We start from the raw sequence: 23,359 nt of genomic DNA, 5'->3' as shown, positions 1-23,359 counted from the left end.
ACACGCATCGCTTTTGCAAGAACTAAGCATGTGGAAAAATACGATTCAGAAGTTCGTGCGCCACCGCATCCTTGCTCATCAGCTCCAGCTCCTCGGCGCCATCCTTCGTGATGACCGTCACGATATTGGTATCGGTGCCGAATCCGGCTCCGGCTGTCCGCAGACTGTTGGCCACGATCATGTCCACCTTTTTCTTTGCAAGCTTCGCCTGGGAATTCTCCAGCATATTCTGGGTCTCCATGGAGAAACCGCAAAGCACCTGTCCCGCTCTCCGGTGCGCACCCAGCCATGCAAGAATGTCGTCCGTGCGCTCCAGCTCAATGTTCATGTTGCCGTCGTTCTTTTTCGTCTTCTCCGTACCCACAACCGCCGGGCGGTAATCAGCTACCGCTGCTGCCTTGATGATGGCATCCTGCTGGTCGCTGACCGAGGTCACGGCATCGAACATATCCTTTGCACTGACCACCGGCACCAGCTTCACGCCAAGCGGCGCTTTTAGATCCACCGGTCCGCTCACCAGCGTCACCTCGGCACCTCTCCTTGCGGCTGCCCGCGCAATGGCATAACCCATCTTTCCCGTGGAATGATTGGTGATATAGCGCACCGGATCAATTGCCTCCCTGGTCGGTCCGGCTGTTACCAGAACCTTTTTTCCGGCAAGATCCTTCTCACAGGCAAGCTCCTGCAGAATATACTCAAACAAGGTCTCCGGCTCCGGCATCTTTCCGGCTCCGGTATCACCGCAGGCCAGATAACCGCTCGCCGGATCAATGACATGCATGCCATACTTTCTGCAGATTTCCAGATTGTCCTGCGTAATGGGATTTTCGTACATCTGGGTATTCATGGCCGGTACGATATATTTCGGCTTTTTGCAGGCCAGAAACGTCGTCGTCAGCATGTCATCTGCCAGACCATGGGCTACCTTGGCGATCACATTGGCCGTAGCAGGTGCGATCATAAAAATATCTGCCTGCTTTGCCAGCGATACATGTTCCACCTGGAACTCAAAATTCCGGTCAAAGGTGTCCACCAGGCACTTCGTTCCCGTCAGGGTTTCAAACGTTGTCGGGGTGATAAAATTGGTGGCATTCTGTGTCATGATCACATGCACATTGGCATGCTGCTTTACCAGCATGCTTGCCAGGCTTGCGATCTTGTAGGCAGCGATTCCGCCGCTGACACCCAGCAGCACAGTTTTTCCTTTTAACATAAGAGTCAAAGCCTCCTCATTTTTCATACAAACAGTCTTATAAGTATATCATATTTCAACCGCCAATAAAAGGGGCAGAAACGACAAGACGCGTGTATTCCGATTGTCTTTCCCTGTAAAATATGGTAAGATTGTAGATAATCTATACGTCTGTACCTTTGCTGTGCAGACCCAGAAAAATTCGGCTGCAGACAGACCTTTCACTGCTGCAGACAATAAAGAAAAAAGGAGCTTCATCCATGATTTTAGCACTGGATATGGGAAATACCAACATTGTTATCGGCTGTATCGATTCCCAGAAAACCTATTTTGTAGAGCGCGTCACCACAGACCACGCAAAAACCGGCACTGAGTATGCCATCAACATCAAGAACATTCTGGAAATCCACCAGATCAATCCATCCGACATTGAAGGGGCCATTATGTCGTCCGTCGTTCCGCCGCTCAATGCACCGATTTCTTCTGCTGTAAAGAAGATTTTAGGTTATCATCCCATGCTGGTCGGCGCTGGTATCAAAACCGGCATGAACATCATCATGGATAACCCGAAGACTGTAGGAAGCGATATGATCGTAGACGCCGTTGCCGCGATCCGCGAATACCCGGGACCGATCATCATCATCGATATGGGAACCGCGACGACCATGTCCGTGGTCGATAAAAGCGGAAATTACATCGGCGGAATCATCTATCCGGGTCTTCGGGTCTCCTTAGACTCCTTAAGCAGCAAAACGGCACAGCTGCCATCCATCAGCCTGGACATTCCAAAGCACGTCATCGGGAAAAACACCATCGACTGTATGCGCAGCGGCATCATGTACGGCAATGCCGGCATGATCGACGGAATTATTGACCATATGGAAGAAGAACTCGGCGAACCAGCCACGATCATTGCGACCGGCGGACTTTCCCGCTTTGTGGTTCCGCTCTGCCGCCACAAAATCATTTACGACGATGCCCTTCTGCTAAAGGGGCTCATGATCCTATACGAAAAAAACAAGGCATAATTTATCCTTCACATCTTGCAGGAAACAAACAGCATCAGGGCATAGCAGCATAAGCGTGGATTTCACAGGGGGCTTCTATTATGGCGATCAAAGCGTATTATGGAGAAGAAATTTATTTTGACGGAGAAAACAACTATTTATTTCACTTTAATAGGGTCGTGTGAGTTGCCTTTCGGCAACTCACACGACCCTTGTCATATACTTAAATTGTTATTTTTTCAATAACACAGCTATGTGTTTTTGTATTCCGTTCATAATTGATTCCCGCCAGAAGCAAATTCCCACGATAATCCTTTCGTGCATTGATATATTCCTGCGAAACTTCTTTGTTGGGAATTGTCACGGTTTCATTTTCACTATCGTAAGTCAGGTATCCCAAATGGACCAACAGTGTCAGCACGTCATCTTTTGTGGAAAAATTTGTCATATCATTCGTAAACGTTCCGGTATTGATCGATACATTTTCCCCCGCAAGCATCTTGACCACTGCATCTTTTAAACCATTCAGATTCATGCGAATATAAAGCTTTAATGCCTCGTAAGTTTCTGTCTGATTCCAGTATGTTCCAAATTTATGACGCAGCATTGCCTCAACCACCGACTTGGGGCTATACATGGAATATCGAATTTCTCCCGTACGCTCATGCTGAACTAACCCATACCCATCGTACCAGGCCCTCGCCTCTTCGAAATTCATCTGATAAAGCTCACAGAGTTCTTGTACCTCTTCCTCTGTGAAACCAAAATATGGGGCCATATTTCCTGGTTCCGTCATGGAATACTCTGTAAACATATTTAATGCTGAATGGGAACCATACTTTTTAACCGGAAGAATTCCTGTCATATAAGCCAGAGCCACATAACTCTGATCTTTCAGCCATGCTCTCAAAAAATCAAGGTATTTTTTCTGTGCTGTCTCACTCCGCTGATATTCCCGAAACAGACAATCCCATTCATCGATCAATATAACAAACGGATGCCCTGTATATGCGTATACATCCTTCATCACCTGAATCAGATTTTTATCATCACGGAATCTTACCTCACCATATACGTCCATAAGATCATAGATCAGAAATAAACCGCTGCATCGTATTCATACATTGATTCGTTGCCTGGATCAGCATACTTTTATCGATAAAAATCTGAGAATTCACTGCCATCTTAAAAAGCGCATTTCCCGGATTCAGATAACTTCCCATGTTTCACCTCCAGCTAAAAAATCTATGGGCTTTCTTTTCACACGTTCATTGTAAAGATATTATAACGCAGCATCTCAAATACCACAATGCGCTTATTTCTTGTTTCCCAATTTCTTATTTCGTAGTAAAATTATTGTTACTGACATTTCGCATGAACAGTAACATCTTATTGATTAGGAACTTCACGGAGGATTTTTATGATATACACATCCACCTATTTTTCGCCCCTCGGGACGCTCCTGCTTGCAGCTGATTCGGCAGGTCTTACCGGACTGTGGCTGGAAAATGGGAAATATTTTGCAGATACTTTAGAGAACAAAGAATATAAAAAAATTGAGAAGACTCCGACCGGCATTGCTGCTGCCGGTCAGAAAGAAGCTTCTGAAATTCTTACCGATACCCGCCGTTGGCTGGATCTTTACTTTCAGGGAAAGGAACCCGATTTCACACCAAAGCTTCATCTGACCGGCTCCGATTTCCGCATGGAGGTCTGGAAGCTGCTGCTGGAAATTCCCTATGGACAGACCGTTACCTACGGAGCTCTTGCCAGGAAACTGGCCGACCGGCATGGACTCGCAAAAATGTCAGCCCAGGCTGTCGGCGGCGCTGTCGGGCATAATCCGGTTTCCATTATCGTGCCTTGCCACCGGGTGGTGGGCACGAATGGAAGTCTGACCGGATATGCAGGCGGGATTGGTAATAAAGTAAAGCTGTTGGAATTGGAACATACTGATATGAGCAGGTTCTTTATCCCCCAAAAAGGGACTGCACTGTGAAATAATCCACTCTATAGATCAGTCATTTCACACACAAGTCCCTTCTCATTTACGCGGCGTGAAATCCGCCCTTCTTTCCACTGCTGGCCTTCTCAAATTCTTTCAGTTTCGCAAGTGCTTCCGCCGACAGATTCGTCGGCACTTCAATCTGAACGGTGACATATAAGTCGCCAAAGGTCTTCGGGTCACGCATATTGGCTACGCCTTTGCCCTTCAGACGGATCTTGGAGCCGGACTGGGTCCCTGGTTTGATACGGCAGGATACCCGTCCATTTAAGGTATGGATGATTGCTTCCCCACCAAGAACTGCTGTCGTAAACGGAATGTTGGCTGTCGTATACACATCTGCTCCTTTTCTGGTAAATCCAGGTTTTTCACTGACATGAATGCAGATCAAAAGATCTCCAGCCTGTGCGCCGCCGATTCCGGCACCGCCTTTGCCCTGCAGACGGATGCTCTTGCCATCCTCCATACCGGCTGGAATATGCAGTTTTAAGGTCTGCTTGCGTCCATCCGAGCCGGTCAGTGTGATGATCTTATCGCAGCCAAATGCTGCCTCATCAAACGTAACCGTCAAGTCGGAAGTTACATCCTGACCACGGCTCTGGAAGCCACTGCTGCCAAAACCACCATGGAAGCTGCTTCGTCCGCTTCCTCCAGATTGATTGTTCGAGCCAGTGCCGTTCTGCCTGCTTCCGTGTCCACCGAACATACCTCCGAACATGCCACCAAAAATATCGTCCATATCTTCCGGATTGCCCTCGAAATGGAACTCCTGATAGCCGCCGTTTGGATCACCCGAAAAACCGTGAAAACCACCTGTACCGCCGGAAAATCCGTGGAAGCCGCCGCCAAAACCACCGGCTCCACCACTGAATCCACCAAAGCCGCCATATCCTCCGGCTGCTGCCTTCGGATCAAACCCGGCTTCAAACGCTGCCGCGCCAAACTGGTCGTACAGTTTCTTTTTCTCCGGGTCACTTAAAACGTCATATGCTTCATTGATCTCTTTAAACCGTTCTGCTGCCACGGTATCATTCGGATTGCTGTCTGGATGATACTTCTTTGCCAACTTACGGTATGCTTTCTTTATTTCTGCGTCACTCGCTGTTTTGGAAACACCGAGAACTTCATAAAAATCTTTCTTTGCTGCCATATTTCTCACCTTACCTTCTGAAGCGGCTACTGCCTGAAGAAAAATGTTATTGTTGTCGTTATAGTTTTGTTCTATTTGTATTATAACACGCATTTTTCAAATAACAAGGGGAGGGGGAAAAATTAACACAAAAAACACATTTTTCATTGCACTGCATATCGGGAAGGCACGAGTAACGCATCTGCTGATTCAGGAAATTCCTGCCTGCAAATCGTAACACTTTCCGCTATTCTCTTCTCAGCAATTCACACAGCTTCTCCACGTTTTCCTCCTGTGTCGCCCAGCTTGTCGCAAAGCGGATCACTGTGTGGGTCTCATTAGCCTTTTCCCAGAAGCTGTACTCCACCTCATTTCCTAATGCTTCCAGACGGGCATTTTCCATAATGCAAAAGACCTGATTGGTCGGAGATTCCAGATACAGCGGAATTCCGGCTGTTTTTATCGTATCCTGAATCTTTGCTGCCAATGCAACCGCTGTTTTTCCAATCTGCTCATAAAGGTGATCCGTAAACAAAACATCAAACTGGATTCCCAGGATTCTTCCCTTTGCCAAAAGTGCACCATGCTGTTTGATGATCGTGAAGAAATGCGGGATCCGTCCGGCCTTCGGAATCACAACCGCCTCGCCAAACAATGCTCCGCACTTGGTGCCGCCAATATAGAAAACATCACACAACTCAGCCAGATCCTGCAGGGAAACATCGTTTGCGGGAGACGCAAGCGCATACGCCAGACGGGCACCGTCCACATAAAGCGGGATCTGATATTCACGGCAGACGCTGCTGATATCCTCTAATTCCTTTTTGGAGTAAAGCGTGCCGTACTCCGTCGGCTGGGAAATGTAAACCATACCAGGCAGGACCATATGCTCGTGGTTTTCATCGCTCCAAAATGTTTTCAGGTATGCACGGATTTCCTCTGCCGAAAGCTTCCCAAGCTCATGAGGCAGCGTCAGCACCTTGTGCCCGCTGTGCTCGATCGCACCTGCCTCGTGCATGCTGACATGACCGGTATCTGCGGCAATCACACCCTGATAGGACTGCAAAAGCGCATCGATCACCGTAGCATTGGTCTGGGTTCCTCCAACCAGAAAATACACCTCTGCACCCGGTGCCTTGCAGGCCTCGCGGATCTTCTGCTTTGCAGACTCCGTGAAAGAATCCGTTCCATAGCCCGGGGATGCCAGAAAATTGGTTTCCTGTAATGTTTCTAAAATAGAAGGATGCGCACCTTCCATGTAGTCACTTGCGAATGATAATTTCGTATTCATAGTCATTTCTCCTAAATGTAGCAATCAAATTCTATAGACTGTTTTATTTTACTTCATGAAAGCTTCCTTATCAACTTCAATATTACTTCAATGTCAGCTTCCATGCTACTTCAATATCACTTCACGACCTACTTCAATACCACTTCATGTTCTACTTCAATACCACTTCACGACCTACTTCAAAACCAAGAATTATCACGAGCTGCTTTCTCTGAATGCATAGAGCAACAAAAAAGTCCAGAAAAGCGCTTTTTCACGCTTTTCCGGACCTTCTCTATTTTATTGAAAGATCAATTTCTTACTTGCTATACTTAATTTTCCTCACCTGCCCAAACGGCACCACGCCCTCAACAGCCTTTGCTGCATCGATCACCTCATCATCGTTATCGAGGTCGATCAGACGATAGCGGTTATTGCCCATGCCCATTTCCTTCATATAGGAAAGCTGGCGCATGCTGTGGCGAGTGAGCATGCGCTTTGTCAGAGCCTTGTGCTCGTCCTCTTTCATGGCAAAGACCATATCCACGCAGGCCTGATCTGCTGCCAGAATATCTGCAGATGCCACAATGCCCACATCCGGGGTAACAACCGGCTCTGCTGCAACGCCTTCGCAGTCACAGGAAACAGACATGTTGCGCATCACATTCACAAATGCAATGTGGTCACCAAAATGGTCAACAACAGACTTTGTAGACTCGGTGATCCGCTCCATCAGCTCCTCCGTAGCAATGCTCCACATATGATCAGAACCTTCTACCGTGTGGATCATCGCCTTGCCGACTCTTCCGTCTGCACAGCCAATACCGATGTTCTTGTTGGAACCGCCGAAGCCGCCCATCACATGACCCTTAAAATGAGTCAGGACCAGCAGGGAATCATAGTTTAACAGATTCTTGCCAACGCTCATCTCGGTAAACCATTTGCCATCTTTAACCGGAAGCATGGCAGTTCCGTCCTCATCCATAATGTCGACCGGGCAGAACGTCCAGCCATTTACCTTTAAGGTCTCCCGATGCTGCTCGGTGGTATAGCGGTCTCCCTCGTAGTAAGTGTTGGTCTCCACAATGTTTGCATCCGGAAGCTCGGAAGCCAGAAGCTCCTTTACCCACGGACGCGGGATGATATTCGGACCGTTCTTCTCGCCGGTGTGAAGCTTCACGCCGGTCTTTCCGGAAATATGCTCCTTGATGCGGTTATAAACCTTCTTTAACCCTTCCTCAGAAAGGTCTCTGGTAAAATAAACAACGGACTCCTTGCCGGTTCTCTGGTCATATGGTACATACTGGTCGCCATTGGTTGCTGCAACTGGTTTCTGGTCATTCATAGATAAATCCTCCTTTTTTACCATTCTAAAAATATCATAGATCCTAAACCTGGCTTTACGTCAAGTGTTTGTTTTATATTTTTCCAGCCATTACATACGCTCATTCTGCTGCTTTACGAGGATTCTCAGAAATCATACCGCACAACCTCACAGTTTTTCACACCATACGCCGCGAACTCCTCGTTTGTCATATCCGTAAAATAGGACTGTACTACCCGGGCAATTCCATTATGCGCCACCAGAATATAGGTTTTCTCATCCGACTGCGCCTTGATCTCATCCAGCAGATTGTAAATCCGCTGGGCCAGACGCAGCATGGATTCGCCGCCCTCATAACTGCAGGCAAACGACTGCTTCGCCTGCTGAAATTCCGCGCCCTTTCGCGGCGTAGACTCCCATTTGCCAAAGTTCTGCTCCTTCAGGCGCGGTTCCATCCGGGCTGGGATCCCGGTCATCTCAGAAATATGTTTTGCCGTATCCGCCGCGCGCATCAGCGGAGAATACAAAATCTCGTCCGCATGAATGTGCTCCTCCAGAATCTTTTTTCCTGTTTCTATCGCCTGTTTGTGTCCCAGGTCCGTCAGGGCAATATCGGTTGCCCCGCAGATTTTTCCTTCTACATTCCAGATGGTCTGGCCGTGTCTTACGAAATAAAAATGTCCCATTGTTCTTTGCTCCTTTATCCAGTTCTGCCCGCTGCACACTTGTCTCACTTCCTCTATGATACCGGATTGTTTCACCTTATGCACTGCAAGTATTCTGACTTTATCATAAACAACCTTTCTCCTAATTGCAATGTAAAATCCAGTTTCTGGAAGCGCCATCAACGTATAAATCCCCTCATTTCCGTAAATCATCTTTATAGAAATCAAATGTAACGGTTCATAACAAAATCTCATGCTGAATCGTTACAGCCCATAAACATCATCTGCGGAGGTAAGGAACATGGCAGGCTACAAAGTGGAAATCTGCGGAGTCAATACGGCGAAGCTGCCCCTGCTTACGAACGAGGAAAAAGATGCACTTTTCCGGCGCATTTTGGATGGCGATAAGGACGCCAGAGAACAGTACATCAAAGGAAATTTACGACTGGTCTTAAGCGTGATCCAGCGTTTTTCCAGCAGCAATGAAAATGTCGATGACTTGTTTCAGATCGGCTGCATTGGCCTGATCAAGGCCATTGACAATTTTGATATCACCCAGAATGTCCGCTTTTCTACGTACGCGGTTCCCATGATCTTAGGGGAGGTGCGTCGCTATCTGCGTGACAACAATTCGATCCGGGTCAGCCGCTCCCTCCGGGATACCGCCTACAAAGCCATCTATGCAAGAGAAGGACTGACCCGCAAAAATTCCCGCGAACCAACCCTCATGGAAATTGCCCAGGAGATTGGGATCAGCAAAGAAGAGATCACCTATGCGCTGGACGCCATCCAGAGTCCGGTCAGCCTGTACGAGCCTATCTTTACCGATGGCGGTGACCCGCTCTACGTCATGGACCAGATCAAGGATAAAAAGAGTTCCGAAGAAAGCTGGGTCGAAGAAATCTCCCTGCGGGAAGCCATGGACCGGCTGCCGAAACGGGAACGGCACATCATAGACCTTCGTTTTTTCGAGGGAAAGACCCAGACAGAAGTGGCAGAAGAAATCCATATCAGCCAGGCACAGGTGTCAAGGCTGGAGAAAAATGCGCTGAAAAGCATGCGAAATTATCTAAGCTAAATCCAGAAAGTTTTCGTTTGTACTTCTTAATCTGCAAATCGACGGACATGCCACTGGTGTCTCCCCGATCTGCACATGGAAACAGCCATCTGCATTATACAGATGGCTGCCTTATTTTCACCTCTTATTTCACACGATACGTCAGCCGTACCCCGCTGTGATTCTGATCATCTTTTTTCATTTTTTACGCAAATGGATTCTCCGTCGGATAACGCACACCCGCCGGCTGGTTGTAACCAATCTCTTTCCCATCAACGCCGATATACTTAAACACTTCATACAGTGCCTTTCCGTAATGGCCGAATGCCACGGCACCGTGATGCGGGAAGTTTCCTTCGATCAGCACATGACGGTAGAAGCGTTTCATCTCTGGAATTGCGAACACGCCGATGCTTCCAAAGGAATGCGTTGCCACTGGAAGAACCTCTCCGTTTGCCACATAAGCTCTCAGCTTGTTATCTGCGGTGCTCTGCAGGCGGAAGAAGGTAATATCACCCGGAACAATATCTCCCTCCAGGGTTCCCTGGGTCACTTCTTCTGGAAGGCTTCTCGCCATGATCAGCTGGTACTTCATCTGGCAGAAGGAAAGCTTTTTCGTGCTGGTGTTGCCACAGTGGAAGCCCATAAATACATCGTGGCTTCTGTAATCGAATTTGTCCTTGATCTCGCTGTCGTAAAGATCGTACGGCACGGTATTATTGATGTCCAGAAGCGTTACGGCATCCTGGCTCACGCAGGTTCCGATGAACTCGCTCAAGCAGCCATAGATATCTACCTCACAGGATACCGGGATACCGCGTCCCGTCAGACGGCTGTTGACATAGCATGGCACGAAGCCAAACTGGGTCTGGAATGCAGGCCAGCATTTCCCGGCGATCGCCACATATTTGCGGTAGCCCTTATGTGCCTCGATCCAGTCAAGCAGGGTCAGTTCATACTGTGCAAGCTTTGGCAGGATTTCCGGCTTCTTATTGCCCTCACCCAGTTCTTGTTCCATGTCAGCCACAACATCCGGGATCCTCGGGTCTCCCTCATGCTTGTTGAAGGCTTCAAACAGATCCAGCTCCGAGTTTTCCTCAATCTCCACGCCCAGGTTATAAAGCTGTTTGATCGGCGCATTGCATGCCAGAAAGTTTAACGGTCTCGGGCCAAAACTGATGATTTTTAAATCAGACAGACCGATGACAGCCCGCGCGACTGGCAGAAATTCATGAATCATATCTGCGCACTCATCTGCGGTTCCGACCGGATACTCCGGGATATATGCCTTGATATTGCGCAATGCCAGGTTGTAGCTCGCATTCAGCATACCGCAGTAAGCGTCTCCGCGTCCCTGTACCAGATTATCCTTACTCTCCTCCGCTGCCGCAACAAACATCTTCGGTCCATCAAAATGCTTTGCCAGCAGCGTCTCCGAAATTTCCGGACCAAAGTTTCCAAGATATACGACCAATGCATTACAGCCAGCCGTCTTAATGTCTTCCAGTGCCTGCACCATGTGGATCTCACTCTCTACGATGCAGACCGGGCACTCATAAATATCCTTTGTATCGTACTTTTTACGGTACGCATCCACCAGTGCTTTTCTGCGGTTCACAGACAAAGACTCCGGGAAACAGTCACGGCTCACCGCAACAATGCCTACTTTTACTTCTGGAATGTTGTTCATACCTTCTCCTCCTGTTTTCTATGGGCAGTTCCCATCAATTTCTTATTTCATCAGCGCAAATAACGGTTTGCAGGCCTGGTAGATCTGACGGAACACCTGGTAACGTGCTTCATACTTTGCCACCAGCTCCGGTTCCGGCTCTACCGTGCCGGTAATCTTCACAATTTTACCGGCTGCTTCCTCTACGTTTTCATATTCCCCGCAGGTAACTGCCGCCAACATGGCACCGCCCAAAGCCGGTCCTTCCTCGCTCTCGATCATGTCCACTTTCAAATTCATAACGTTCGCAATGATCTTTCTCCACAGCGGACTTTTCGCACCGCCGCCGCATATCTTCGTGCGCTCAATCTTGATTCCAAGGGATTTTGCCACTTCCAGGGAATCCCGCAATGCAAAAGCCACACCCTCCAGCACGGCCTGGGTCATATCGGCCCGGCTGGTATCCATAGTCATGCCAATGAACGTCCCGCGGGCGTTCGGATCGTTATGCGGGGAGCGTTCCCCCATAAGATAGGGAAGAAAATACACATGATTGTCTCCCAGATTTTCAATTGTGAGCTGTTCCCCTGCATAGTCGTTCGTTTTGAGTATCTCATCCATCCACCACTTATTGCAGGAAGCCGCACTGAGCATGCACCCCATCAGATGATAATGTCCGTCTGCATGGGCGAACGCATGCAGCGCATTGTGCTTGTCTACCCCAAACTTTTCCGAAGAAATGAAGATTGTGCCGCTGGTTCCTAAAGAAATATTGCACATGCCATCGCCCACCGTACCGGTTCCAACGGCCGCTGCCGCATTGTCTCCAGCACCTGCTGCTACCCAGACTGTATGCGGGATACCAAGCTCATCCGCAATCTCCGGGAGTACGGTTCCCACGCTCTCGTAAGACTCATAAACCTTTGCCAGCTGCTCTTCACGCACTCCGCAGATCTCACACATTTTCTTTGACCAGCAGCGGTTCTTTACATCAAACAGCAGCATGCCGGACGCATCCGACACATCGGTGCAATGCACCCCGGTCAGACGGTAAGCGATGTAATCCTTCGGGAGCATGATCTTCGCAATCCGCGCAAAATGTTCCGGTTCCTTATTTTTCACCCACAAAAGCTTCGGTGCCGTAAAGCCTGTAAAAGCAATGTTAGCCGTATATTCCGAAAGCGTTTCCTTACCGATCACGTTGTTTAAGTAATCGCATTCCTCCCAGGTCCGTCCATCGTTCCATAACAGTGCCGGGCGGATTACCTGGTCGTTCCGATCCAGAATCACAAGCCCGTGCATCTGCCCGCCAAAGCTGATACCTGCCACCTGGTCCTTCTCGCAGCCATCCAGTAATTCTTTCAAACCGTCCATTGTCCCGGCGAACCAGTCCTCCGGCTTTTGCTCCGACCAGCTGGGATGCGGAAAATAGATCGGATATTCCCTGGATACGATTTTCCGGATCGTTCCATCGCCCTCCATAAGAAGGAGTTTTACCGCCGATGTTCCAAGATCAATTCCAATATAGAGCATACCTTTCCCCCTTTCAGGTAATGCAATCCGTTCGTTGCTGTTCACGCGTTGCCTAACAGCAACACCAGTTCTACTCCCATATTAGCCTGTTTACTCTTGATTTTCAATAAGCGGTTATGAAATTGCATAATTCCCAGGCCGCACTTATTAGCAGTCTGCATAAAAGAGTGCTAATTTCTGAAAATATTGCCAATATTATTTCTTTGTGTACTGTTTTTTTGTAACTTTTTCAAGGTTCACTTTTTTCCAGAAGTGCTATAATACAGTCAGTGCAAGAAGAACCAATCGATGTTTAAAGCAACACATCAAGCTCTCCATCTACACGAATGAATAATGATTATAAGACCGGAAGGATTTCTTTCTCCGGCCATTCAAAGTAGGAGGCAGATTATTATGATGACATTAGCAGCTGAAAAAAGAGACCCTGAGGTAAAGGCAAAAAAATTAAGAAGAGAAGGCTACACCACCGGCGTTTTATATGGTCGTGAGATGAAAGAAAATGTAGCTCTGAAATACGCAGAAAAGGATGCTTTAAGCTTCATTAAAAAAGCCAAAGAAGGTGCACAGACCATGCTGGATATCGCAGGTGAAAAGGTCGATGCCCTGGTAAAAAATATTGATTATGATCCACTGAGCAAGAAGATCCTGGCACTGGATTTCCAGGCACTGGTCGCAGGTGAAGTTGTATCCGCAACCGTTCCGGTCACCTTTGTAAATGAAGAAGTCGTTCAGGGTGTCTTCGAACCGGAGATCACCGAGATTCATTACAAAGCAGACCCGGCACATCTGCTTGACCCGATTGAGATCGATCTGGCAAAGCTTCCGCAGGGAACCAAGACGTTGTATGTCAAAGACCTGAAGCTGGAGGAAAAGGGTGTTACCGTAGTCACCACTGCCGATTCCCAGTTGTTCCATGTTGGTGAATATGCGAAGGTTGAAGAGGATGCTGAGGAAGAAGCACCTGCAACGAAATAACAATCCATTTGACTTTAATAGGACCGTGTGAGTTGCCTTTCGGCAACTCACACGGTCCTTGTCATATACTTAAATTGTTATAAATGAACACTCTCTATGATACACGTATGCTTTTTCTTATTTTTAGGATCTTCGTTATAGTTGATTCCTACAAGCAAAATTTTATCTCCGTATCCCTGTAATATTCCACTGTATCGTCGGTCTTTAATTTGCCGGATTGCTGAATCAGCTGACTCATTATATTTCAATTCCACAACAAAAGCAGGTCTTCCCCCGGCATTTGCTCTTGGAATGAATTTTTGCAACTTCACTCCATGAACCGGTTTGCAATGCCAGATGAGTCACACAGACCTTTTACTTCTTCTTCCGTAAAGCCAAAATACCTCGTAAGCTGCCGGGATTTCAGCATGGTAAATTCCCGGAAATTATTGAGTGCGGACTCATCTTTTATTTTTTTATAGGTAAAATACCTGTGATATACGCCAATGCCAGAAACGCCTTTGACTCTTCACTTTTAAACAATAAATGTAAAAACTGCAGATAATTGTGAACCAGTTCTGAGTTTCCCCCATTTCTGATCACACAGTCCCATTCGTCCATAATGATAACAAATGGAATACCGGTAAGTTTATAGATGGACAGAAGTATAACACTTAGCATTTTTGTATAGTCGATGGAATCGCCATATACCTGCTTCAGCTCGTCGCAGATATACTCCTGGATTTTTTCTATTACATTATCCTTATAGACATCCCAAAATGATGAAACATCGATGTGAATCACATGATACTGATTCATGTGTTCAAGATATCCGGGCTTTGTTGCTATTTCCGTATTTTCAAAAAGTTCTGATGAATCGCAGCCACGGCTATAGTATGCATCTATCATTCCGGCGGCATGGGATTTACCAAATCTTCTTGCATGACTGACACTGATACAGTTGGCATTTGTGCAGATAACCCGGTTCAGATGTTCCAGCAAACCGGTTTTATCGAGGTATAATTCACTATTTTTATCCTTTTTGAAGCTATCGTTATCAGGATTAAAATAAATTCCCATTTCTTAGTTCCCCTTCCAAAAACTCATGTAGATGCTTAACGGACTGCCACATTACTCTTTAATATTCCCCTTCGCAATATTCTCTTTCAGGATCTGGTCCGTGATCTCGAACAGCTTCTCTGATCCTTCGCGGGTACGGGACTGTCTTCCGTAAACCTGCTTGGCCGTAACATCGTGGCGCTTCCAGTCTCCGCCATCATTGCTGTTGTTCAATAAAAGCGGCTGCAGGTTATCCAGTGCCCGCGCAAATTTTGCTTCCGGAGTCTTGCGTTCCTCAAATTCATCGAAGATTTCCACCAGCTTCTCTTTCTGATCTTCCGGAAGAAGGGAATAAATGCGTTCCTTTGCTGCTTCTTCCCTTGCTTTCTGGGTTTTCAAGCCTTCCGCATCGTAGGCGTAGGTGTCTCCCGCATCGATCTCCACCACATCATGGATCAGGCACATGAGCATAACCCGTGCCACATCGATCTTTTCGTTGGAATATTCCCGCAAAAGATATGCCATGATCGCCATGTGCCAGGCATGCTCCGCATCGTTCTCATTGCGCCCGTGTCCCGTCAGGTGCGTCTGGCGGAAAATATTTTTTTCTTTATCGATTTCCAAAATAAAGTCAATCTGCTTCTGTAAACGTTCGTCCATACTGAATCCTCTTTCTGTACACGATATGCCGGTTTCATTTCCTGTTTCTCGCGGCTCATGCCTTTCACTGCATAAATTTAGTTCTGAAAATTCCTAACCGTATACAATAACATTCTACCACAGCTTTTCCCCTCTTTCAGCCACAAAATACATTCCATCCAACAAAAAGCGTGGTATAATGAATGCAATCATATCGAAAGGACGACTTTTCCATGAAAATACTTACCTTCGGAGAAATCATGCTCCGTTTAAAAACACCTGACCACCTTCGGATCGTGCAAACAGACGGGTTTGAGGCCAGTTACGGCGGCGCGGAATCCAATGTCGCCGTATCACTTGCCACCCTTGGGGATGACGCAGCCTTTGTCAGCAAGCTTCCGAAAAATCCGGTAGGCGATGCTGCATTTAACGAGCTTCGGCGCTACGGGGTCGATACCTCCCGCATTCTGCGCGGCGGTCCGAGACTTGGTATTTATTACTTTGAAAAGGGAAGCGATATCCGTCCGACAAGCGTCCTCTACGACCGCGCCGGAAGCGCCCTGGCCGAAGCTGATGCCAACGAGTTTGACTGGAAAACCCTGCTTTCCGGTGTGGACATTTTCTTCTTTTCCGGTGTCACACCTGCCATCAGCGATTCTGTAGAACAGGCTGTACGCGACGCACTGAAATACTGCCACACACATGGCATTACCGTCATCTGCGACTTAAATTACCGCGCGAAAATGTGGTCCCGCGAAAAAGCCCAGTCCGTCATGAAAGAACTGATGCAGTATGTAGACCTTTGTATCGCCAACGATGAAGATTTCGAAGCGACTCTCGGCATCCACGCATTCGACGGTGACATGGCACACGGCATCGACCAGATTGAAACTTACCGCCAGGGAATGAAACAGATTCAAGAGCTTTACCCAAACTGCAGCGCCGTTGCCAGTGTTCTGCGCAATTTGAAAACCACTGAGGATGGAGACTGGATGGGCATCTATTTAAAGGACGGACATTTTTACGAAAGTCCCATCCACACCGTACACAGCTTCGAAGCCGTCGGCGCAGGGGATGCTTTTGCCGGTGCCCTGATCCATGGACTCGTCCACCAGTTTTCCCCACAGAAGCTGATCGACTTTTCCATCACCGCCAGCGTCATGAAACTGATGATCCAGCACGACTTTAATCTGGTCAGTGAAGATGAAATTCTCCGCATTATGAAAACCGGAGAGACTAATGTGATGCGCTAAATGATATAACCATATCGCACGATAACAAACAAGGGGCGAACGTTCCGCATCCACCATTTACGGCGGGCACGGGACATTCGCCCCTTGGGTATTTCCTATGCAATATCGCTTCTGTTCTTATCCTTCGACTCTTCTCAGCTCTCCGGTTGCAGAATCCATGATAAATCCGTTGATCCGCACATCTTTCGGCATCAGCGGATGCTCTTTTAAGCGGCACACGGTCTCATGAACCGAAATCTCCACGGACTCAAAGCCGCCCAGCCAGCGTTCCAGATCCACGCCACTGTGACGCACAATATCAATGTGCTGCTGGTCAATACCGCGCTCCACCAGCTTCTCCAGCATCTCGTTTCCATCCATGCCCTGCACGCCGCAGTCAGTATGACCAATGACCATAACCTCTTCCACACCTAGTTCCAGAATGCCGACCAACAGGCTTCGCACCACGCTGCCATAAGGATGCACGATCACACCACCGGCATTCTTGATGATCTTGGCATCGCCATTTTTGATGCCAAGCGCAGCCGGAAGAAGTTCTAAGAGACGGGTATCCATACAGGTTAAGATTGCCAGTTTTTTGTCCGGGTATTTGCTGGTTAAATACGGCTCATAGCCCTTATTCTCCACAAATTTCCGGTTGTATTCCATAATTTCATCTATCATAGGTTATCACTCTCTTTCTGTGGGATATCTGCAGGCTGCCATGTCCGTGAAATTTTTCTCTGTACCAATTGCCTGCATGCATCAATATAGCAGATTTTTGTTCTATTGTCAGTAGATCAGAAAATTATTTATGGAAATTTCAGAAACACGTCGGAAGCATACATGACGATTCCCCAATCACCAACAGCGTCTTTGCAGGTATCATCGGACATCCACCGGAAGCACCGGAACCAGTACCTCAATCTCTACCGGTTTTCTTGTCTTGGTATCATAATATTTTCCGTAGTTTGATGCATCTATCTTATGTTTCTTAAGACAGTTCTCTATCTTTCCGCTCGATATTTCAATCGTTCAACGCTCAATTTTCACATTTCTGATCATCTTCCTGATAAGCCCATATTGCCAGTGCCGGGATTTTTCCCACCTGACGAATGGCCTCCTCTGGCAAAAATTTATATTGCAAAATTTCTTTTTTCTCTCCGATTCTTACATATCTGAGCTGCTTCTGATCTTCCTGACTCTGGTAATACGGACATGCTTCCTGCACAGTCAGGATTTTCCATGAAATTGTGTAGTACTTCCGGCACTCTTCCAGTGCCCCTTTTTTCGCAAACTGACAGCTTCTACACTGCGGCGTAAACACCTGGTAATTGCTGCTGCCATCTGCCTGCATTTCTTCGTCCATCTGCCATTTTTCTTCCAGCGTCAGCGCACGTGGTTCTTCTTTGCCTTGTTCCAGCTTCTCCTGTTCTGCCATAAAATCCCTCCCCTCTCTAACCCCATTCTCCTCTTTCTTCCAACAGCTTCTCAAAACTCGCATCCATGCCAAGCGCCCCGAGCGGTGCTGTAATGAGGATTGCCATAACCGCCACCGACAAAATGATCTGTCCGCATGGCAGTCCCATTGCCATCGGCACGGAACCGATCGCAGCCTGCACGGTTGCTTTCGGCAGATAGGCGATCACGCAGAACAGGCGCTCTTTCCAGTTCAGGGTCGTCTTGACCAGGCAGAGCAGCACGCCAACCGTGCGGAAAAGCAGAGCAACCGCGATCATGACAACGGCAGCCAGCCCGGCTCCCACGGTGTAGCGGATATCCACTGCCGCGCCCACCAGCACAAACAAAAGCACCTCTGCTGCCAGCCACAGCTTTCCAAACTTTTCAGACAGACGCCCGGAGACTTCTTTGATGCTGCGCAGCTTCAGCACACAGGCCATGCTGACTACAGACAGAAGACCGGATACCGAAATATATGGTTTCAGCCAAGTTTCCACGGACATGAGAAGGAACGAGATTCCGAGCACAATGATCACCTTCATGCTGTTGCGGACATAATGTTTCTTCGCATAGGCTGTCTCAAAGAACAGGCTCAGCAGCCAGCCAGCTACGGTGCCAACGATCACGCCGCTGATGATGGACACTGGAATATTGACAAAATCCATCAGTCTGGCACTCCCGCCCTGTGCCATCCCGGAAAACGTAGAAAACAGGACAATGACAAAAATATCATCGCAGGATGCGCCTGCCAGGACCATCTGCGGAATACTCTTTTTCGTACCGTATCCGGTTTCGATCAGCTTCACCATGCGCGGCACAACAACAGCTGGGGAAACAGCTGCCAGAACAGCACCCATAACAGCGGCCTCGATCCGGTTCACACCAAGGATCACAGGCGCAAACAATACATACCCAAGAAGCTCAAAGCTTGCCGGAACACACGCCATCATCACGGCTGGGCGCCCCACTTTCTTTAAATCTGCCAGGTTCAGGGATAATCCGGCTTTCACCAGAATGATGATCAGTGCCATCTGACGCAGCTCGGATGAAATAGACAAAATGGACGGATCCAGCAGATCCAGCACATACGGCCCAAGCACAATACCGGTCAGAAGCATACCGATGATGCGCGGCAGTTTCATACGTGCACAGATCGCCGCCATGGCCAGACCTGCCAGAAAAATGAATGATAGTGATGTTAACATATTTTTTCCTCCTTATTGTACGCGAAATCATCGGACGCGCCACTGGTGACTCCTCGATATGCAATGCAAAAAAAGCTGGTGACCCCTGTGATTTTCTCACAGAAGTCATCAGCCTTATTTCAGCGGTTTTGGTTTCCCACGGGAGAACTTCATTCCCAGTCGCTATTTTACTGTATTTTCCACGGTTTGTAAAGCGAAGATTCTCATTTTTGCCATCTAATCTTGTCATCCAAACACTCTGTACGATATAATAAGACTATTAGGCAAAATTCTATACCTGCATTCTACATTAGGAGATGGATCATGAATAAACTTTCGAAATGGAAAAAACTGGAATACGCAGCAATTGGTTTTCTGCTGCTGTGTCTGGTCTTTCTGTCATTTTGCTTTTATAAACCAGAGCCTGCCGTGAACGCGCCGGTATCCGTTGTGAGCGACTGGTACCGGCTGCAGGACGGACAGCGCATCGAAGTGAGACTTCCGGCAAACCTGACACCGGGACCTGACGGCAGCCTCACGCTGTATTGTGACAAACTGACCAGATCCGATGCCGGGAAATTTTTTTCCGCCCGCGGCATCCAGTATGGCCTTGAGATCCGCATGGGAGACTCCCTTCTTTATCAGTACCGGGAAAATGCGTTTCTGAAAAATGACCAGATGAAGGGAAAACTCTGGGCTGATGTTTTCCTCCCACAAACGACCGGAAGCAGTCCGCTTTGCCTGGTCTATAGAAACATGCCAGACAGCCCTCAGTTTATTTACGCGCCCATTTTCGGTCCCACTTCAGCAGTGACAAGACAGCATCTGATTGACCATGCGCTTTCCTTTGCCGTCCTGGCGGGCATGCTGGGCATTGGGATTCTTTCCCTTGCCATTTACCTGTACCTGAAATATCACGATTTTCACGAACCACGTTTTCTGGATGTCGCACTGTTTCTGTTCCTGTGTTCTCTGTGGTCCTTTACCGACTCAGGGATTTATCATGTATATGGAAAAGAAATTGCGATTGGAAGCCTCATCTCCTTTTACGCATTCATGCTGATGTCCGTTCCCATGCTTCACTTCGTACAAAATACTGTGACATTAAAAAGGAGTCCGCTTCCCGGTCTCTGGATCGCAGCCCTCTATGCCAATGCTTTTTTCCAGGGGATCTGGTACCTTTTGACAGGCATACCGTTTATCCATATGCTTTTCCTCACACATATCCTGCTGTTTTCCGGAGTCATTACCATGATTTTGCTGTTACGCCGCGAATACCTGACCACACACAACCAGGGAGTCGGGCTTTGTCTGATTGCATTCGCGATCCTTGGCGTGGGCGGCATTATCTCTCTGATCTTATACTGGCTCTTTAAGATCTACTGGTATGATGCCATCTTCCAGTTTGGAATCATGCTGTATATCCTGCTTCTGTTCTGGGGTCTGATCTGTAAGATCACAAACGATATCCGCTTCCGCATGGAACAGGAAATCCGGGAAAAAATGTCCATGGAAGACCGGATGACCGGCTTGAAAAACAAAAAAGCCTTCGAACACTATCTTGCAAAACTGGAACGGCATTCTGATGAATACGCAAATGCATTCCTGGCATTTCTGAAACTGGAGGATCTGAAAGAAGCCAATGCGGCCTATGGCATGAGTGCCGGAAATGAACTGATCATCAGTGCCGCGCAGTGTATCCAGAATGTCTGCAGGGAACTTTCACCGGAACCGATTGAATGTTTCCGTACCGATGGAAATGAATTTGCCGTCATTCTTACCGATCCAAAAATTTCTTTTTCTGACTATGAAACCATGCTGCAGAAAGAGATTCGCAGATTCAATGCGTCCGGCAGCAGCCGCTGCCAGGTATGTCTTACATTGGGACACAGCTATTTTAAAGACAGCCTGGGAAATACACAGAGTATCAGCAGCTGGAAGAGCCAGGCCGATTATGACCAGCACAAAAGCAGCGGACAGACCGCCGCTTCCCAGGTCAGCAATCCATACAAAAGAATGTCCGAACAGGAGGAATCCTTATGAGTTATAATTCCGATTTTCTGATTGCCGCGTTCATCATTCTTACCATCGTTCTGTGGCAGTTTTTTAATCAGAAGCGCCCAAACGATCTGAATAACCGCACATTTCTTCATTTGGCAGTGCTTGGAATTCTGGATGTATTTTTTGAACTGATCAGCACTTACTACATTGCTTCCGGTCATAGTGATTTTGGAATGGGCGCCATTTTGTCCACTACCATCTTTTACCTGATGCAGACCTTGCTTCCTTTCGTTCTGGTCTGTTACATCCGGACCTTTCATAAAAAAGAGCACATTCATCCCGGTGAAATGTTCATCCTGGGCTTTCCAACACTTATCCTGCTCTTTTTGATCCTGAGCAATCAGTTTACCGGCAATATGTTTTTCTTTGAATCTCAGACCGGTTACGTAAAAGGCCCACTGTACATGCTCATGTATTACTGTGCCCTGCTCCATATTGCAGAAGCCACTCTGATCATCATTTTCCGGAGAAAAGCACTTGGTCCAGCGACCAGCAAGGCACTGTTTCAGATTCTTGTACTGTCGGCTTTCGGTGTCATCGTTCAGGCGCTGTATCAACCGCTTTTGATGACTGGATTTGGGCTCAGCCTTGCAGTCCTGACACTGTTTTTGACCATTAACAATCCACATGCCAATACCGACAGTCTGACCGGGCTCTATGACAAACCATACTTCATCCGAAAAACAGAAGAATTTCTCGCGGAAAAGAAAAGTTTCCACGTGATCACCATAACCTTTTACCAGTTAAACCAGATCAACCGGGCAGCCGGTACCCAGAGTGGGGACCAGTTTCTAAAGCTCATCTCCGAACAGCTTCAAGAAATCTGCGGACTGCAGGTTTTCCGCATCACCGGAAAACGATTTCTCGTACTGGCCTCTTCCCTGCAGGAATATGAATATTTCCTGACGGAAATAAAAAAGCTTTTTCAGCAGAATTCCGGTTTGAATGCAGAAACCTCTGACAAGCTATCCTCCCCTGCCATTCTTTGCGGTATCCTCAATGCAGAAAAGCTGGATGATGGAGGGGCCATCCTGGAATACGCAGAATACCTGGAATCTCTTGCTCCGCGAAATGGCATCGTTGAGACCGTTCAGGATGACCAGAAAACCATGAGCAGCTTTGTGTATAATAAAGAAATCGAACAGTTTCTGCATACCGCCATTGAAGAGGATCTGTTTGAAGTCTATTACCAGCCGGTCTACTCCCTGGATGAAAAATGCTTCGTTTCCCTGGAAGCCTTAAGCCGCCTGCGTCATCCGACGTACGGCTGGATTTCTCCCGATATGTTCATTCAGATTGCAGAAAGGAACCGGTTGGTCGACCAGATCAGCGACCTGCAGTTTCGCCGTGTCTGCCGCTTCCTCAAAGACCATGAAGATCTGATGAAGCAGCTCCATACGGTCAAATTCAACCTTTCTCCGCTGGATCTGATCAAAAATGACTGCAGCAGCCGTTTTATCCGGATCATAGATGAATTCGGTCTCCCGCATTCCTATTTTCAATTTGAAATTACGGAAACCGTGGCAACCGAATACAATAACATCCTGAATCAGGCTGTCGAAGAATTTTCCAATGCCGGGATTCTCTTGTGCCTGGATGATTTCGGCTCCGGCTACGCAAACTTTAATACCGTCATGCGGCTTCCATTTGCTGCGATCAAGCTGGACCGCTCCCTGCTCTTTCACATCTGTTCTGATGTCAAAGCCGCTACCTTCTATCAAAGTATTGTGGCTGCATTCCAGCAGATGGGCTATCTGATCATTTCAGAGGGTGTGGAAACCCAGGAAGAACTGGACCTGCTGGAACAGTGGGGTGTCAATATGATCCAGGGATATTATTTTTCCAGACCTCTGGCTCCGATCGCGCTTCTGGAACTGCTCACCGAGAAAACAAACTAAGCGGATCCAGGATTCCTACC

General features: G+C 47.7%; 21 protein-coding genes and 1 riboswitch. Of the genes, 7 read left to right on the top strand and 14 right to left on the bottom strand.

What is annotated here, in order from left to right; all coding sequences use genetic code 11:
- Positions 1-22 precede the first annotated feature (22 nt).
- The gene (gene coaBC, locus DXB18_RS06630) at positions 23-1,213 is read right to left on the bottom strand and encodes a bifunctional phosphopantothenoylcysteine decarboxylase/phosphopantothenate--cysteine ligase CoaBC (protein ID WP_118706735.1); all 1,191 of its coding nucleotides are present in this window, start codon (positions 1,211-1,213) and stop codon (positions 23-25) included.
- Positions 1,214-1,452: 239 nt separating this feature from the next.
- Here coaBC and DXB18_RS06625 point away from each other — a divergent pair, with 239 nt between their 5' ends.
- Positions 1,453-2,220 carry a type III pantothenate kinase gene (locus tag DXB18_RS06625; protein WP_118543622.1) on the top strand — a complete coding sequence of 256 codons (768 nt, stop codon included), beginning with the start codon at positions 1,453-1,455 and terminating at the stop codon, positions 2,218-2,220.
- A 202-nt stretch (positions 2,221-2,422) separates the two neighbouring features.
- On the opposite strand, the gene DXB18_RS06620 is transcribed toward DXB18_RS06625, so the two are convergent.
- Together DXB18_RS06620 and DXB18_RS16855 are read right to left on the bottom strand one after the other, a co-directional pair.
- Complete coding sequence (locus tag DXB18_RS06620; protein ID WP_347560863.1) at positions 2,423-3,280, bottom strand: AAA family ATPase; 858 nt, start codon at positions 3,278-3,280, stop codon at positions 2,423-2,425.
- 4 nt (positions 3,281-3,284) lie between these two features.
- The gene (locus tag DXB18_RS16855; protein ID WP_347560862.1) at positions 3,285-3,422 is read right to left on the bottom strand and encodes a hypothetical protein; all 138 of its coding nucleotides are present in this window, start codon (positions 3,420-3,422) and stop codon (positions 3,285-3,287) included.
- 197 nt (positions 3,423-3,619) lie between these two features.
- Here DXB18_RS16855 and DXB18_RS06615 point away from each other — a divergent pair, with 197 nt between their 5' ends.
- Positions 3,620-4,198, top strand: coding sequence for a methylated-DNA--[protein]-cysteine S-methyltransferase (locus DXB18_RS06615; protein ID WP_118706733.1), 579 nt, complete (start codon positions 3,620-3,622; stop codon positions 4,196-4,198).
- Between the two features lie 49 nt (positions 4,199-4,247).
- On the opposite strand, the gene DXB18_RS06610 is transcribed toward DXB18_RS06615, so the two are convergent.
- The 4 genes from DXB18_RS06610 to DXB18_RS06595 form a co-directional block, all read right to left on the bottom strand.
- The gene (locus DXB18_RS06610; protein WP_118706731.1) at positions 4,248-5,354 is read right to left on the bottom strand and encodes a J domain-containing protein; all 1,107 of its coding nucleotides are present in this window, start codon (positions 5,352-5,354) and stop codon (positions 4,248-4,250) included.
- Positions 5,355-5,580: 226 nt separating this feature from the next.
- Positions 5,581-6,630, bottom strand: a complete 1,050-nt coding sequence (locus DXB18_RS06605) for an aminotransferase class I/II-fold pyridoxal phosphate-dependent enzyme (protein ID WP_347560861.1) — start codon at positions 6,628-6,630, stop codon at positions 5,581-5,583.
- Positions 6,631-6,922: 292 nt separating this feature from the next.
- Positions 6,923-7,948, bottom strand: a complete 1,026-nt coding sequence (locus DXB18_RS06600) for a DUF362 domain-containing protein (protein ID WP_118706727.1) — start codon at positions 7,946-7,948, stop codon at positions 6,923-6,925.
- A gap of 125 nt (positions 7,949-8,073) precedes the next feature.
- The gene (locus DXB18_RS06595) at positions 8,074-8,613 is read right to left on the bottom strand and encodes a histidine phosphatase family protein (protein ID WP_118543628.1); all 540 of its coding nucleotides are present in this window, start codon (positions 8,611-8,613) and stop codon (positions 8,074-8,076) included.
- A 280-nt stretch (positions 8,614-8,893) separates the two neighbouring features.
- Between DXB18_RS06595 and sigG the strand changes: the two genes are divergently transcribed.
- Positions 8,894-9,670 carry an RNA polymerase sporulation sigma factor SigG gene (gene sigG / locus DXB18_RS06590; RefSeq protein WP_118543629.1) on the top strand — a complete coding sequence of 259 codons (777 nt, stop codon included), beginning with the start codon at positions 8,894-8,896 and terminating at the stop codon, positions 9,668-9,670.
- A 184-nt stretch (positions 9,671-9,854) separates the two neighbouring features.
- Here the strand turns inward: sigG and DXB18_RS06585 are convergent, their stop codons facing one another.
- Both DXB18_RS06585 and xylB read right to left on the bottom strand, forming a co-directional pair.
- Positions 9,855-11,339 (bottom strand): L-fucose/L-arabinose isomerase family protein, encoded by a 1,485-nt coding sequence (locus DXB18_RS06585; protein WP_118706725.1) that lies wholly within the window; start codon positions 11,337-11,339, stop codon positions 9,855-9,857.
- Positions 11,340-11,381: 42 nt separating this feature from the next.
- Positions 11,382-12,851: a xylulokinase gene (gene xylB / locus DXB18_RS06580; protein WP_118706723.1), complete on the bottom strand. Its 1,470-nt coding sequence runs from the start codon at positions 12,849-12,851 to the stop codon at positions 11,382-11,384.
- Positions 12,852-13,244: 393 nt separating this feature from the next.
- On the opposite strand from xylB, the gene DXB18_RS06575 reads away from it, so the two are divergent.
- On the top strand, positions 13,245-13,826 hold the full coding sequence (locus DXB18_RS06575; protein WP_118543632.1) for a 50S ribosomal protein L25: 582 nt from the start codon (positions 13,245-13,247) through the stop codon (positions 13,824-13,826).
- A 447-nt stretch (positions 13,827-14,273) separates the two neighbouring features.
- On the opposite strand, the gene DXB18_RS06565 is transcribed toward DXB18_RS06575, so the two are convergent.
- Positions 14,274-14,885 (bottom strand): AAA family ATPase, encoded by a 612-nt coding sequence (locus DXB18_RS06565; protein ID WP_118706719.1) that lies wholly within the window; start codon positions 14,883-14,885, stop codon positions 14,274-14,276.
- A 51-nt stretch (positions 14,886-14,936) separates the two neighbouring features.
- Positions 14,937-15,524 carry an HD domain-containing protein gene (locus tag DXB18_RS06560; protein ID WP_118543634.1) on the bottom strand — a complete coding sequence of 196 codons (588 nt, stop codon included), beginning with the start codon at positions 15,522-15,524 and terminating at the stop codon, positions 14,937-14,939.
- 212 nt (positions 15,525-15,736) lie between these two features.
- On the opposite strand from DXB18_RS06560, the gene DXB18_RS06555 reads away from it, so the two are divergent.
- Complete coding sequence (locus DXB18_RS06555) at positions 15,737-16,756, top strand: sugar kinase (protein WP_118706717.1); 1,020 nt, start codon at positions 15,737-15,739, stop codon at positions 16,754-16,756.
- 117 nt (positions 16,757-16,873) lie between these two features.
- Here the strand turns inward: DXB18_RS06555 and DXB18_RS06550 are convergent, their stop codons facing one another.
- From DXB18_RS06550 to DXB18_RS06540, 3 genes are all read right to left on the bottom strand, one after another.
- Complete coding sequence (locus DXB18_RS06550; protein WP_118706715.1) at positions 16,874-17,419, bottom strand: carbonic anhydrase; 546 nt, start codon at positions 17,417-17,419, stop codon at positions 16,874-16,876.
- Between the two features lie 358 nt (positions 17,420-17,777).
- Positions 17,778-18,176, bottom strand: a complete 399-nt coding sequence (locus DXB18_RS06545; protein WP_118706713.1) for a hypothetical protein — start codon at positions 18,174-18,176, stop codon at positions 17,778-17,780.
- A 16-nt stretch (positions 18,177-18,192) separates the two neighbouring features.
- Complete coding sequence (locus DXB18_RS06540) at positions 18,193-19,401, bottom strand: cation:proton antiporter (protein WP_118706711.1); 1,209 nt, start codon at positions 19,399-19,401, stop codon at positions 18,193-18,195.
- Between the two features lie 92 nt (positions 19,402-19,493).
- A riboswitch (Fluoride riboswitch) is annotated at positions 19,494-19,567 on the bottom strand.
- 137 nt (positions 19,568-19,704) lie between these two features.
- Here DXB18_RS06540 and DXB18_RS06535 point away from each other — a divergent pair.
- Both DXB18_RS06535 and DXB18_RS06530 read left to right on the top strand, forming a co-directional pair.
- Positions 19,705-21,423, top strand: coding sequence for a diguanylate cyclase (locus DXB18_RS06535; protein WP_118706709.1), 1,719 nt, complete (start codon positions 19,705-19,707; stop codon positions 21,421-21,423).
- Positions 21,420-23,339 (top strand): GGDEF domain-containing phosphodiesterase, encoded by a 1,920-nt coding sequence (locus DXB18_RS06530; protein WP_118706707.1) that lies wholly within the window; start codon positions 21,420-21,422, stop codon positions 23,337-23,339. The genes DXB18_RS06535 and DXB18_RS06530 overlap by 4 nt, the downstream gene beginning before the upstream one ends.
- Positions 23,340-23,359 lie beyond the last annotated feature (20 nt).

Origin of the sequence: Clostridium sp. OM02-18AC (genome assembly GCF_003481825.1) — a bacterium.
In the GTDB taxonomy this organism is placed as follows: domain Bacteria; phylum Bacillota; class Clostridia; order Lachnospirales; family Lachnospiraceae; genus Brotaphodocola.
The sequence above is the reverse complement of the archived record's forward strand: the minus strand, read 5'-3'. Positions and strand labels throughout refer to the sequence as shown.